The 14,675-nt window shown below is 35.6% G+C and carries 10 protein-coding genes and 1 pseudogene; all 11 read left to right on the plus strand.

Annotated elements, in window-relative coordinates:
• Window positions 1-26 precede the first annotated feature (26 nt).
• Complete coding sequence (locus BLS89_RS08430; RefSeq protein WP_092737460.1) at window positions 27-1,298, plus strand: PSP1 domain-containing protein; 1,272 nt, start codon at window positions 27-29, stop codon at window positions 1,296-1,298.
• 9 nt (window positions 1,299-1,307) lie between these two features.
• Entirely contained in the window at window positions 1,308-1,775 is a 468-nt protein-coding gene (locus tag BLS89_RS08435; RefSeq protein ID WP_092737462.1) for a gliding motility lipoprotein GldH, read from the plus strand.
• A 1-nt stretch (window position 1,776) separates the two neighbouring features.
• Window positions 1,777-4,125 (plus strand): penicillin-binding protein 1A, encoded by a 2,349-nt coding sequence (locus tag BLS89_RS08440; protein WP_092737464.1) that lies wholly within the window; start codon window positions 1,777-1,779, stop codon window positions 4,123-4,125.
• A 143-nt stretch (window positions 4,126-4,268) separates the two neighbouring features.
• Window positions 4,269-4,796, plus strand: coding sequence for a hypothetical protein (locus tag BLS89_RS10700; protein ID WP_176763282.1), 528 nt, complete (start codon window positions 4,269-4,271; stop codon window positions 4,794-4,796).
• A 45-nt stretch (window positions 4,797-4,841) separates the two neighbouring features.
• Window positions 4,842-6,356 carry a GH3 auxin-responsive promoter family protein gene (locus BLS89_RS08450; protein ID WP_092737466.1) on the plus strand — a complete coding sequence of 505 codons (1,515 nt, stop codon included), beginning with the start codon at window positions 4,842-4,844 and terminating at the stop codon, window positions 6,354-6,356.
• A 620-nt stretch (window positions 6,357-6,976) separates the two neighbouring features.
• Complete coding sequence (gene topA, locus BLS89_RS08460; protein WP_092737470.1) at window positions 6,977-9,502, plus strand: type I DNA topoisomerase; 2,526 nt, start codon at window positions 6,977-6,979, stop codon at window positions 9,500-9,502.
• 9 nt (window positions 9,503-9,511) lie between these two features.
• Entirely contained in the window at window positions 9,512-10,579 is a 1,068-nt protein-coding gene (locus BLS89_RS08465) for a formimidoylglutamase (protein ID WP_092737472.1), read from the plus strand.
• The gene (locus BLS89_RS08470) at window positions 10,576-11,568 is read left to right on the plus strand and encodes a glycosyltransferase family 2 protein (RefSeq protein ID WP_092737474.1); all 993 of its coding nucleotides are present in this window, start codon (window positions 10,576-10,578) and stop codon (window positions 11,566-11,568) included. Before BLS89_RS08465 ends, BLS89_RS08470 begins: the two co-directional genes overlap by 4 nt.
• A gap of 6 nt (window positions 11,569-11,574) precedes the next feature.
• Window positions 11,575-12,693, plus strand: coding sequence for an EpsG family protein (locus BLS89_RS08475; RefSeq protein ID WP_092737476.1), 1,119 nt, complete (start codon window positions 11,575-11,577; stop codon window positions 12,691-12,693).
• Between the two features lie 149 nt (window positions 12,694-12,842).
• A pseudogene (locus tag BLS89_RS11240) lies at window positions 12,843-13,433 on the plus strand (MraY family glycosyltransferase); the annotation flags it as partial.
• 384 nt (window positions 13,434-13,817) lie between these two features.
• Complete coding sequence (locus tag BLS89_RS10710) at window positions 13,818-14,672, plus strand: polysaccharide biosynthesis/export family protein (RefSeq protein ID WP_176763283.1); 855 nt, start codon at window positions 13,818-13,820, stop codon at window positions 14,670-14,672.
• Window positions 14,673-14,675: the final 3 nt, after the last annotated feature.

Consider the following 14,675-nt stretch of genomic DNA (forward strand, 5'->3'; position numbering starts at 1 on the left):
TTGCACTTATATAAAATAATAAGAATATGAGTTGTGGATGTAAATCATCCGGAAGCTCTCAACATAATTGCGGTACTAAAAGTGTCACAGGATGTGCAAGCGTGGACACTTGTGGTAATAGCTATAAATTAAGTGTATTTGATTGGCTTTCAAACATATCGTCTGCACCATCTGCGTCATCAGAGTTTGTAGAGGTAAGGTTTAAAAATGAAAGGAAATGTTTTTTTAGAAATGTTTATCATCTACCTGTTTCTGTAGGTAGCGTAGTTACAGTTGAGGGAAATCCGGGACACGATATAGGCGTGGTAAGCCTTACGGGAGAACTGGTAAAAATCCAAATGAAAAAGAAAAATGCAAAGGAGGAGGATTGCCTGAAAATATATAGAATAGCGAACCAAAAAGATATCGATACATGGAAGCAAAGCCGCTCCAAAGAAGAGGATGTCAAAGTTTTGGCGAGAAAAATAGCCCAAAGTCTTAGGCTTGAAATGAAAATTTCAGATGTAGAGTTCCAAGGAGATGGAACCAAGGTAACTTTCTACTATACAGCAAAAGGGAGGGTGGATTTTAGGCAGCTGATAAAGGAGTATGCTGCCGCTTTTCGTACGCGGATTGATATGAAACAGATTGGTTTCCGTCAAGAGGCCGCTAAGATAGGAGGTATAGGCTCTTGTGGTAGGGAGCTTTGCTGTTCTACTTGGCTCACAGATTTTCGTTCGGTCAATACCAATGCTGCCCGTTACCAGCAATTGAGTATAAATCCTCAGAAATTGGCAGGGCAGTGTGGTAAGCTGAAGTGTTGTCTTAATTTTGAATTGGAAAGCTACCTCGATGCATTAGATCATTTCCCTTCTACCAATACCACTTTACAGACCGAAAAAGGAGAAGCGTTTTGTATAAAAATAGATGTATTTAAGCAAAAAATGTGGTTTACCTATGTGGGAAACTCTATGCTGTGGTACGATTTGGATATAGATGAGGTAAAAAGATTGGTTGGGTTGAATAAAAAAGGGGAAAAACTGCCGCCTTTGGAAGAACTTAGAGCTCCGTCTTCAAATGAATTCAAGTCTGTAGATTTGATACAAGAGAATAGTGTAGATCGTTTCGAAAAACCTCAAAAAAATAAAAGAAAAAATAATAAGAGACCTGATAAAAACGGAAAACCTCAAGAAAAAAGAGAAAATACGAAACTTCTTCTGTCAGAATCTAATCTTTCCCCCAAAAATGCCAAAAAGAGGAGAAGTGATTTCAGTAGGAATAATCAAGGAAATCAAAGGAATTTTGGTTCAAAAAAATAGCAATGTGATATGTTAATCCGCAGTTTATATTTCTGTATATTTTTGATTGTTTTATTTTCTTGTAAACAAGATGAAAACGACTTTGTGCAAGTGAATGCTGTAAATGGGAAATGGAATAAAAATAAAGTAGAAAAATTTGACATAGAAATAAAAAATGCTCAAATACCCAAAAATATTATATTTGTAGTGAGGAATAATAACAATTATCCTTACAATAATATTTTTTTAATCAGCCAGATAATGTTTAACGATAAATTTGTCGGAAAAGCAGATACGCTAAATTATATATTGGCAGAACCTAACGGGCAATGGCTGGGCAGTGGTTTTGGAGATACTAAAGAAATATTATTCCAGTATAAAACTAATTATAAATTCCCGAAAAATGGGCATTATACGATAAGCGTAAAACAAGCAATGAGAGCGGATACCCTGAAGGGTATTGAGGATTTTGGTATTAAAATACAATCAGCAAAATAATATGAAATCAAAAAAGCAACAACATAAATCATCATCTTTCCCACTCCCTAAAAAGAAAAAAAGCTCGGGGATCGGGAAGTGGATCGCTATAGTTTGGATTGGATTCACCGCTACAATTCTGGGTATTGCAGCACTTTTTTTTGCTACTTCTCAGGGGTTACTCGGTGAGATGCCTGATGTGAAGCAGCTTGAGAATCCGGATATTTACTCTGCTTCGGAGATTATATCCTCAGACGGTGTTGTCTTAGGGAAATTTGAATTGGAGAAAACAGACCCCGTTACCTTCAGTCAATTGCCACCTTATTTAGTTTACGCTCTTCAGGCTAAGGAAGATGAACGATTTAGAGAGCATTCGGGAATAGATTTAAGGTCTATTCTAAGGGCAGTAAGGTTCGGAGGAGATAGAGGCGGTGGTTCTACGATTTCCCAGCAATTGGCTAAGCTATTATTTACTAAGACACCCTCTCAAAATAAAATAAAAAGGGTGATACAAAAACTAAAAGAATGGGTAGTAGCAGTGAGCCTTGAGAAACGCTATACCAAAGAGGAACTCATTACGATGTATTTCAATAAGTTTGATTTTACTCATAATGCACATGGGGTTGAAATGGCCTCTAAGGTTTATTTTAATAAACATACCAACGAACTTACTCTGCCGGAGGCGGCAATGTTTGTGGCAATGCTGGAAGCACCGGTAGCAAACAATCCTCTCAGAAATAAAGAACGAGCCAAGAGAAGAAGAGATGTAGTCCTGAAAAAAATGTATGATGACGGCTATATAGACAAATCTGTCTATCAGAATGCAATAGATACCCCCATAATTACAGATTACCATCCTATAAAAAAAATAGTACAAGGAAATTCGGAATATTATAAATACTTCTTGAGAAAACAAGTAGATGAGTACTTGAAGGAATATGAAAAGGAAACAGGGCGTACTTTGGACTTGTTCCGAGATGGTCTTAAAATATATGTAACACTGAATTCACATATGCAAAAGTATGCAGAAGAAGCTATGAAAGAGCATCTCACGCACTTACAAAGATCTTTTGATGCAGAGCAGAAAAGAAATCCTAACTATCCTTTTTACAGAATATCCAAGTCTCAAGCAGATAAAATTATTCTAATGGCACTTAAACGGAGTGGAAGGTATCAACAGCTGAAAGATGCAGGCATATCCGAAGATTCCATAGTGGCAGAACTCAAAAGACCAATCAAAATGTCTATATTTTCTTGGAACGGAGAAAAAGAAGTTATGATGTCTCCATGGGATTCTATACGCTATCATAAGCAAATTGCGCAGTCTGGACTGATGTCTATGGAACCATTGACCGGAGATATAAAAGCTTGGGTAGGAGGAATCGATTGGTCTCACTTCAAATACGACCATGTAAAACAGGGTAAAAGACAGGTGGGTTCTACATTTAAGCCCTTTGTATATGCCGCTTCTATTATTGACTTAAATTATACGCCGTGTACTACAATATCCAATGCCAGCTATAGTTTAGGTAACTGGCATGTAAAAGGGAGAGGCGGTATGCTGCCTCTAAAAGACGCTTTAGCATACTCTCAAAATGCTGTAGCGGCAAGGCTTATCCAAAATGTGGGCGTAGACAGAGTGATTGCTCTGGCACGGGATATGGGGGTAACCAGCGATATCCCACGGAATAATACGATAGCTTTAGGTTCTTCAGATATTTCCATTTACGAAATGGTGGGGGCATATAGCACATTTGCAAACTTTGGTAATTACATCAAACCTCATATGATTTGGAGGATAGAAGATGCTAATGGCAGAGTCATAAAAGAAGTGAAAGATGATTTGGTAGAGGTAATGGATGAGAAATATGCCTATACAATGATTACCCTGATGGAAGGCGTGGCAAGCTATGGAACTGCCTCTGGAGAGCTTAGAAGGAGAGGAATAAGCGGAGTCGATATAGCAGGTAAAACGGGAACTACCAATAATAATTCCGACGGTTGGTTCATCGGAATAGTACCGCAGCTGTCCACCGGCGTATGGGTAGGATGGGAAAGTAGAGCTACTCACTTCCTAAGTACGGGAGAAGGACAAGGTGCCAAAATGGCCTTGCCTATATGGGCTATCTTTATGAAAAAAGTATGGGCAGATAAAGAACTGAACATATCCCCCAATGAAAAATTTGCGAAGCCAACGGGTTGGACAAACAGTTGTGACAACTTACACGGCGGAGGAAACTATGGCTACGGCGGAGGACTTCGTACTATAGATGAAATAAGAAGCTCCGACAGCGTACGGCAAGAAGCTCCTAAAAGAGAAAATATTAACGAAAATATAAATACCTCCGACGAGGTTGATTTTAATCAGTAATATTTTTGGAGCAAAGAAAAAGACAGTTCAGTAGAATATTATAGAGCGTTGTAGGCTTTATTAAATTTATATAAAGTTTTGATTTAACGAAAATAGGCGGATGTCCGAAAAGCCTTCGACAGAGTAGGAATAAAAAAATAAAAATGTTTTCAGTTAGTTTTATTACTTCGTATTTAACTTTTTATTTAAGATCTAAGATTCTTATAGAAGGAGAGTTTTTCAAGATATATAATCCTAAAACTTTTCTAAAAACCATTCCTTTGGGAAGAAATAAGAGTACGATATCTGTCAATAAAATCTCGTCTGTCAATACAAGTTTTGGCTTAGATTTTCTGGCTTTGCTTTGGGGGCTTGCAATTGGGGCGGGAGTTTATTTGTACATAAAAAATTACGATGCCGATTGTACACTGTGGAAATGGGAGCTGGTTTTTTGGGTCTATGCTCTATTGACGATGCTAAGCTCTTTTCAGATTAAACTAAAAATGCACACCCTGTCGGGAGAGGTTTTCTCTGTTAATGCCATTATATTTAGCAAAGCAAAAGTAGAAAACTTACTATCCACCATACAAAGCCTTATTAAAAGAAATACAGACGACAAAAATACCGATGTTGCCGAAAAGATTGACAACCCTGATACGACAGCAGCAGAGCCAAATCAGGATATTTCTTAGTATTTGGGATAGTGATTTTATCAGAAATTCATTACCTTTGTAGGTATGGCAACAAAGATGCTTTTCAATACGGTGGTCAATTGGTTTATTCGCCAGAGAATAGACCAGATACAGAACTTTATAAAACATCCTATTGAGACACAGAAAGGCGTCTTGTTTTCGCAATTGTATAAAGCAGAGAATACGATCTATGGAAAAAAATATGGTTTCCGAGATATCAATAATTACCAAGATTTCAGCCGCCAGGTACCGATTGTTTCTTACGAAGATTTTGAACCTTATATAGAACGAGCAAGACGGGGAGAGAAAGATGTGATATGGGACGGCAGTATCCGTATGTTTGCAAAATCTTCGGGAACTACTAATGCCAAGAGTAAGTTTATTCCAATTTCTCAAGATTCTTTGGAAAATTGCCATTTCAAAGCAGGTAAAGATCTTGTAGCTATTTATGCTAATAATCATCCTGATAATACTTTATTTCAATATAAAAATTTAAGATTAGGAGGCAGTTCAGAGCTTTATGAGGATTTTAACACGAAATTCGGAGACCTTTCTGCAATCTTAATTGAAAATCTTCCTTTTTGGGTAGAAATCACGACGACGCCGAGCAAGAAAACTTCTCTAATGTCAGAATGGGAAACCAAGCTGAAAGCTATAGTAGAAGAGGTTTCAAAAGCCGATGTAAGCAGCCTTACGGGAGTGCCAAGCTGGATGATGGTTTTACTGAAAAAAGTTTTAGAAGAAACCAAGATGACGACCATTTCGGAGCTTTGGCCAAATTTGGAGGTGTTCTTCCACGGCGGAATCAGCTTTGTGCCGTACAGAGAGCAATACAAACAGATTATAGGGAAATCTATTAACTATTACGAGATATACAACGCTTCAGAGGGTTTCTTTGGCATACAAGACCAGTCTGAAAGTGATGAAATGCTCTTGATGCTCGACTATGGTATCTTCTATGAATTTATACCGATGGATAAGTTCTGTTCCGAAAATCATCAAGCCATACCTTTGGAGGAGGTAGAAGTAGGAAAAAACTATGCGATGGTAATTACCACCAATGGAGGTCTTTGGCGTTATCTCATCGGCGATACGGTCGTCTTTACGAATAAAGAGCCTTACCGAATAAAAATTTCGGGGCGTACGAAACATTATATCAATGTTTTTGGAGAAGAACTAATGATAAATAATGTTGAGACTGCTCTTAGCAAGGCTTGCGAAAAAACGGGAGCCGAAATAACGGACTACACCGGAGCACCGGTATTTATGTCTGAGAGCCAAGGCGGTGCCCACGAATGGATTATAGAATTCAGCCAAAAACCTAATGAGATGTCCTTGTTTGCTCAAGTTTTTGACGACACACTGAAACAGCTAAACTCGGACTACGAAGCAAAGCGGTACAATAATATGACGCTAAATCCACCTATTATTCATTGTGCCAAACCCAATCTTTTCTACGATTGGATGGCACATCGGGGGAAACTCGGCGGACAGAACAAAGTGCCCCGCCTGAGCAACGATAGAAGCTATATAGACCCTTTGCTTAAAATGAATGGATAGAATTTTAATTACGCCTATTCAACAATTATTCTAAGTCTATATGAAAAAGTTACTCTTTATACTTCTTAATTTTGATGATGGCTCTTGGTTGCTTTTTTTTAAGAGAAGCTAAAATGCTTAAAATAGAGGAAAAATATACTTTAGTAAATGAAAATAGAGATAAAATTCCGGTAACTATATATTCCATATATATGCGAGGCGATGAGAAAGGAAATATATACAAAATCTTGATTTTTTTGATAAAGAACTTAAAATGGGATGCAGTTTCATTGTTGTTATTCCTAAATATAAGGTAATTAGTATTATTGAGGGAGGCAAAATAAAATTTGTGAAACATGAAAATAAAGTTATTTAATTATCAAAAAGCTCAAATAGGTTTACTATGCTGAATAATTACGCCTTTTTTGATAATCCCAATATGAAAAATAAGCTTAAAATTAATTATATTTAATAGTTTTGGAGAGCTTAAAATCATTGTGCTCGAAAAATAGGCGGATTTGTTTATAGTCTATTTGAAATGAGAAAGTTTTTCTATTAGTATAACTTGGATTAGAATTACAATTCGGAAATAACAAATCACTTTCAAAAAATAATTTCTACTTTTGCAAAAAAAAATAAATATGTCTAAGAGTTTAGTCATAGTAGAGTCGCCGGCAAAGGCTAAAACAATCCAAAAATACTTAGGTAAAGATTTTGAAGTGAAATCGAGTTTTGGCCATATCCGAGATTTACCCAAAAAGGGAATGGGTATAAATTTAGACGATTTTACGCCTGATTATGAAGTTCCCGAGGATAAAAAAAAATTGGTTTCTGAGCTTAAGTCTGCTGCCAAAAAAGCAGATGTAGTATGGCTGGCATCGGATGAGGACCGAGAGGGAGAAGCGATTGCATGGCATCTTGCCCAAGAGCTTAAACTTAAAGATGATAATACGAAGCGTATTGTTTTCCATGAGATTACCAAAAATGCTATTCTAAAAGCCATCGAAAATCCAAGAAAAATAGATCAAAATTTGGTCAACGCACAGCAGGCAAGGCGTATCTTAGATAGAATTGTGGGGTTCGAAATGTCGCCCGTTCTTTGGAGGAAAGTACGCACAGGGTTATCTGCGGGGCGTGTACAGTCTGTAGCGGTAAGGCTTATTGTGGAAAGAGAAAAAGAAATCCAAAATTTTAAATCAAAATCTGTATTTAAGGTAAATGGAACTTTTCTCAACAAAGAAAAGCAGGTACTTTCTGCAAAACTTAAAGCAACTTTTAATAATGAAAAAGAGGCAGAGTTCTTTTTAGAAAAAATTAAACCAGCCGAGTTTAAGGTTCTCAATGTAGAGATGAAACCCGGCTACCGTTCGCCATCGGCACCTTTTACCACTTCTACACTTCAGCAGGAGGCGAGTAGTAGGCTGGGGTATAATGTAACGACAACAATGCGTGTGGCACAAAGGCTCTACGAAGAGGGGTATATTACCTATATGAGAACAGACTCTGTAAACCTTTCTCAGGAGGCGATAGAAGGAGCGAAGCAACAGATTGTAAGAGAGTTTGGAGAACGCTATTCCAAACCTAAGAAATATACGACCAAATCTTCTTCTGCACAGGAGGCCCACGAAGCCATCCGTCCCACGGATTTTAAACTAAAGAGAATAGCAGACGAACAGCTTAACAAGCTCTATCAGCTTATTTATAAAAGGACTCTAGCAAGCCAGATGGCTAATGCGGAGATAGAAAAAACCGTAATAGAAATAGGTGCTAAGGAATCTGATTATCCTTTTGAAGCACAAGGCGAGGTGATTGCATTTGATGGTTTCTTGCGTGTATATGGTATCTTGAAATCAGAAGATGTAGAAGATGATGACGAGAATACTCTTTTGCCGAAAGTAAAAACAGGGGAAGTTTTGGAGCGTAAATCTGTTACCGCAAAAGAAAAGTTCTCCAGACCGGCATCCAGATATACCGAAGCAGGATTGGTGAAAAAATTGGAGGAGCTTGGGATAGGGCGTCCATCTACTTATGCCCCGACGATACAGACGATACAGAATAGAGAGTATGTAGAGAAAAAAGAGATTCTGCCGCAAAAAAGAGAGGTGATAGAAATTACTTTGGAAAAAGAAGAATTAAACAGAAAGGTACTGGTAGAAAACTTCGGAGGAGACCGAAACAAATTTACGCCTACGGATATCGGTGTAGTGGTTAATGACTTCTTAATCCAAAATTTCGAGGAAATACTTGATTATGGTTTTACGGCGAAAGTGGAGCAGGATTTTGATGATATTGCTAACGGTGATGAGAAATGGAAAAGTATGCTGAAAAACTTCTATAATGATTTTCATCCTAAAATAGAAGATGTAGCAGAGAATGCAGACCGTGCGACAGGAGAAAGATTATTAGGAAAAGACCCAAAATCCGGCAAAAATGTATATGCCAGAATAGGGAGATTTGGTCCAATGATACAAATAGGAGATTCTGATGATGAAGAAAAGCCAATTTTTGCATCACTAATGAACAGTCAAAATATTGCTACTATCTCTTTGGAGGAAGCTTTGGAGTTGTTTAAAATTCCTTTCGAGCTTAATGATTACGAGGGGAAACCTGTTTCCGTAGGTGTGGGCAGATATGGGCCATATGTGAAATGGGGAGATACATTCATCAGTATTCCAAGGAAAGAAGACCCACTATCAATAGATAACCAAAGAGCAATAGAGATTATCGAAGAGAAAAAAGAAACAGATGCTCCTATTGCATCATATAAAGGTGAAGCAGTAACTAAAGGAGTGGGAAGATTCGGTCCATTTTTGAAGTACAAAAATTTATATGTGAATGTGCCTAAAAAGTATGATTTTGACCATCTGTCTCAGAAGGAAGTTAATGAGTTGATAGACGCGAAGCTAGAGAAAGAAGCAAACCGATATATACAAGAATGGAAAGACGAAAAAATATCAATAGAAAACGGAAGATGGGGACCATTTATTAAGTATAAAAAATCCAACTTTAAGATTCCGCCTAAGAAAGGAAGTGAAAAATATACCGTAGAGGAATTAAAAGAAGTGTCTTTGGAACAAGTGAAAAAATGGATTACGATACAAGATAAAAATGCCTTTGCAGAGAGCAAGCCGACAGCTAAAAAGAAAACTACAGCCAAGAAAAAATAATTACAGGATATGAATATTGAGGATCTCTTTGCACCTTTTGAAAAACCGAAAGTAAAGGACTGGCAGATGGGGAATTTGGTAAGTCCTGAGATGTTAAAAGACAGTATTGCACTGATTTTTTGCTCTGATGATAGGGGGGCTAACGGTAAGCCAGAGGCTAAAGATTTCTCACTATTCAGAGAGGTGTTTTACAAGCTTTCAAAATCTGATTTTGAAATACCTGTCTCCGATTTAGGCGATCTCATCTCTGGGAAAAACAATGAGGATACTCACTATGTCATTAAAGAATTGGTACACAAATGTCTTCAAGATAATATTCTGCCTATCATTATTGGAGGGAGTTTAGATTTGTCCTATGCATTGGCAGAGGGAATTTCTCTCCACAAGAAAAGTATTCAATATACCCAGATAAATCCATTTATTGATTTAGAAAATGAAGGAGGCAGGCTTTCGGAAAAGAATTATCTTTACCGATTGCTAAGTGAGGATAAGATATCTATTTCTAAGTACAACCATATTGGTTATCAAACACATTTAGTGTCCAGAGCTGCCATAAAATTATTGAAAGAGGTAGATTTTAATGCTATGAGGTTGGGAGAAATAATGGGAGATGTTACTAGCGTAGAGCCTTTTTTCAGGCGTTCGGATCTTACGACAGTCAGCTGCGATGCAGTGGAGAGTTTTGGAATTCCGTTTTCTTTTAATCCTAATGTAAATGGCTTAAACAATAGAGAAATCTGTGCTATAATGAAAGAGGTAGGAATGGGGGAAAGATTGTCCGGTGTGGGAATTTTTAATTTTAATTATTATTCATGCAATAAGCTCAATATCCAGCTTTTAGCACAGATGCTTTGGTATCTTGTGGAGGGGATAAATATACAGAGACTACACCCTAAGGAAAGAAATTATGAAACATTTTTCGTTATGATAAATGATACGGAATATTGTTTCAAAAGAGACAGCTTCAGTGGGCTTTGGTATTTTGGAAATTCGGAAAATATTGAGCAATGCATTCCTTGCACCGAAAATGATTATCACTTGGCTAAAAAAGGAATCTTAAATATTCGGTTACAATGATAAAAGTTTCTGTAATAGTACCGGTATATAATGTGGAGAGATATTTGGATAAATGTCTTTCTTCGCTTGTGAATCAGACACTGGAAGAGATTGAGATTATTGTTGTGAACGACGGTAGCACCGATACTTCGCAGAGTATTATAGATGAATTTTATCATCAATATCCGGCTAAAATAAAACCTTATACCAAAGAGAACGGGGGGCTGAGTGATGCGAGGAATTTTGGTATTGATAGGGCTTCGGGGCGGTATATTGCTTTTGTGGATAGCGATGATTATGTGTCTGAAACGATGATGGAAGACTTGTACAATTTGGGCGAAAAACATAATGCAGATATCACAATTTGCAATATTCAGAAAGTAGATGAAAATGGGACGGTAACACAGAAGCTTACACAAATACCTAATATGCCTGAAAAAATAATTTTGAGAGAACATTTTTCGGTGTTTTCGGATTTAAGCTATTTTGCCTGTAACAAAATTTTTAGAAAAGAATTGTTTGAAGGCAACAGGTTTAAAAAAGGGGCACATTTTGAAGATATACAGCTTATTCCTCAGCTTTTACTGAAGAGTACAGTGGTAGCACAAACACAGAAGTTTCATTATCAATATCTTGAAAGACAAGACTCCATTACCAAAACCCATACGGAAAGAGGGCTAGATATTCTTAAGGCTGTGGAAGATGTGGAAAAAGCTTTTGCAAAATCACAATATAAATATGATAAGAAAGCTTTGGAAAACTTTTGTATTTTAGAAGGAGTATATACATTCTTAGCCTATTTAGCTTTTGTGAGAGATGATAAAATTTATCGAGAAATGTCTTCTCAGCTACGCCGTTTTAGGGATGATAGAAATTTAAATTTGAAAAAAATATTGTTTTATAAGAGATTTGGTAAAAATTATCTCGTATCTTTGTATTACAAAAAAAAGATTTATTATTTATTATATTTTTTTCATCAGTATTGGATTTTGAGAAAGATATTAAAATAAACGCAGATGCATATTGTATTTCTACATCCTGTATTTACGGTAGTTACATTGATTCTTATAGGGTACAACTTTTTAGAAGTTTACAACTATAAGAATTATAAATCTTTGTGGATTGTATGTGGAGTGATGATTTTGTTAATAGGGCTTAGATCTTGGATAGGAGCAGATTATGGAGAGTATGTGAAAATGTATAATTATTTTGGTTTGAATTATCTATTTTCTGATATATTTAAAGGCTGGGCTTTCAAAGATACGGGACTTGGGGTAGAGTGGCTTTATGTTTTATTTGGCAAAATATTTTTTTTATTTGGACTACCTTTTTTTATATTTACATTGTTTGTAAGTGTTATTTCATTGGTTCCCAAATTTTATTTTTTTGAGAAAGTATCTGTCTATCCGGCGTTGAGTATCTTGCTGTATATGTATCCGTCTTATTTTTCGGCTGATGGAGGGCATATGAGGCAGGCAATAGCAATGGGCTTGGTCATGATTTCTTTTCTTTTTATTCAGAGAAGGAATCTATTAATGTTTTTGTTTATATTGTACATAGCGGTAGGTTTCCATAAATCAACGGTTATTTTTCTTCCCGCATATTGGCTTGCTATTATACCTATGAATTCAAAAAAAATAGTAGCGGTAGTTCTTTTCAGTATGCTATTATCACCATTGCACATATATGATTATTTTTCAGTATTTAATGCCATAGCACCATCGGAGATATATCAAGGATTTTCAGATTATAGTGATATAACAGCAGATACAAATAGGATAGGGTTTATGGATACTATTAGTATGTTTTACCTTTATTTTATAGTAACATTTGACAAAGCTGCGTGTAGAAAGATTCCGTATTATGAGTATATGAGAAATATAAGTGTGGTAGGAGTCTGTTTATTTTATATTTTTAGGGGGAGTCCTATCTTTTCTACTAGGCTTACGGCTATTTATTTTATTTTTATGATTATAACAATTCCTAATATATTAGCATCTGTTGGAAATAAAAACTTGCAAAAGTATTTGCATATTATATTGATTTTATACATAATATTTTATTATTTTGTATATACTTCTTTTCAAGCAAGAGCAGGATATATAATGGGAGTTTATAGAAATTATTTATGGTAATGGAGTATCAAAATACAATAGAGTTTTTTTTTAGAGATATAGGAGTTCCTTTTTTTACCTTAAAGGTAATTTTAGGCTTTATTGTACCTATTATTCTTTGCAATATTTGTATTCCGACTATACTTAAAATTTCTAAAAGAAAAAATCTTATGGATGAACCGGGAATAAGGAGTTCTCATAATAGAAAGATTCCCAATTTGGGGGGGATAGCCATATTTTATGGAATAAGTATATGTGTCCCTTTATTTGCTTATCAGCTTTTCGAAACTTATAAGTTTCTTTTTCCTGCATTAGTAATTTTACTGTATATAGGCGTGATGGATGATATTGTCGTTACCAGGGCTCTGAAAAAATTGATTGTTCAGCTTATAGTCGCAACATTAATCGTGGTAGGCTCTGATGTTAGAATAAAAAGTCTTTTTGGGCTTTTTGGAATTCACGAATTAAACTATGTATTCAGCGTATTATTCAGTATAGTTACATTTATTATTATTATCAATTCTTTTAATTTAATAGATGGGATAGATGGCTTGTCGGCTTCTTTTGCAATAGTATGTTATATAGTGTATGCAATTAGCTATTATCGATTGGGAAGTCACAACTATCCAATGGTGATATTCTGTATTATTATAATAGGTGCTTTGGTAGGTTTTCTGAGGTTTAATTTGTCTAAAGGGAGAAAGAAAATATTTATGGGAGATACTGGCTCTCTAATTATTGGTTTTTTACTGGCTTTTACTTCTATATATTTTATTAATATATTTGTCGTAGGTAAAGGAACGGGAGATATTCTGACATATCATTTATCTACGGCTCCGGTAATTGCGTTTTCTCTATTGATTTTACCAATGATAGATACCCTTAATGTGATTATTATTCGTATTCTAAAAAAGCGATCTCCCTTTGAAGCAGATAAAAATCATATTCATCATAAGTGGTTGAAATTAGGTATGAGTCATATAAATACAACATTTTGTATGGTTTTCTATTACTTATTTATTATTTTTGTCGCCTATAAGTTTAGACACATAGACATAAATTTATTATTTATTTTAATTTTATCATTAGGTTTTTTGGGGGCTTATATACCCGACATTATCTATTGGCATAAAAAAAGAAGACGTATGAAAAATACTAAAATATTAGCCTTGTTATTCTTGATTTCTCTTATTTCTAAATCTTGTATTACAACAAAAGAAGTAAGATATCTTCAGCCTAACGAACATTTAACTTTAAACGAAAAAGGTTTAATACCTTATTCTTATGAAGAATATAAAGTTACTAAAAATGATATATTCAGGCTCAATGTTATTACCACGCCGGAAGGGGATGCCGCACAGTTCTATTCTGCTTATAATACTTCTGGTGTGGCCGGTGTCGGAAATGTTGTCTCAAACAGAGGAGGACAAAGTGGTACTGTCAATGGAGGGAATGCCAGTTTTTATTTTGATGGAATAAAAGTGAATGAAGATGGAAATATTTATGTTTTTGGAATAGGAAATATAGCTGCAGAGGGGCGTAAAGTATCGGATATTCAGAAAGATATACAAGAAAAAGTGGATGAGAATTTTCTTGAAGGAAAATCAGAAGTGAGACTAAATTTAGATGGAATTACATACTATATCTTAGGCGATTTAGAAACCGTAGGAATGGCGGGAGAAAAAAAATATTATAAACAGCATCTCAGTATCATAGAGGCTTTGGCGGCTAATGGAGGACTTAATAGAACGGTAGATAAAAGAAATATAATTTTAGAAAGACATTATCCTGAAGGCATAAAGAGGGTAAAGTTAGATTTAACAAGAGAAGATATAATGAATTCCCCATATTATTGGGTACAAAATGGTGATGTTATTTTGCTGAATACTCGTGAGAAAAGTTTGTATGGATTCGGAAAAGAGCCGCTTCAAACGCTTACAACGGGGGTTTCTCTTGTTACAACGGCCTTGTCCATATATTTACTAATTTCAAGATTTTAAACT

It is taken from the genome of Riemerella columbipharyngis, assembly GCF_900101995.1.
GTDB lineage: Bacteria > Bacteroidota > Bacteroidia > Flavobacteriales > Weeksellaceae > Riemerella > Riemerella columbipharyngis.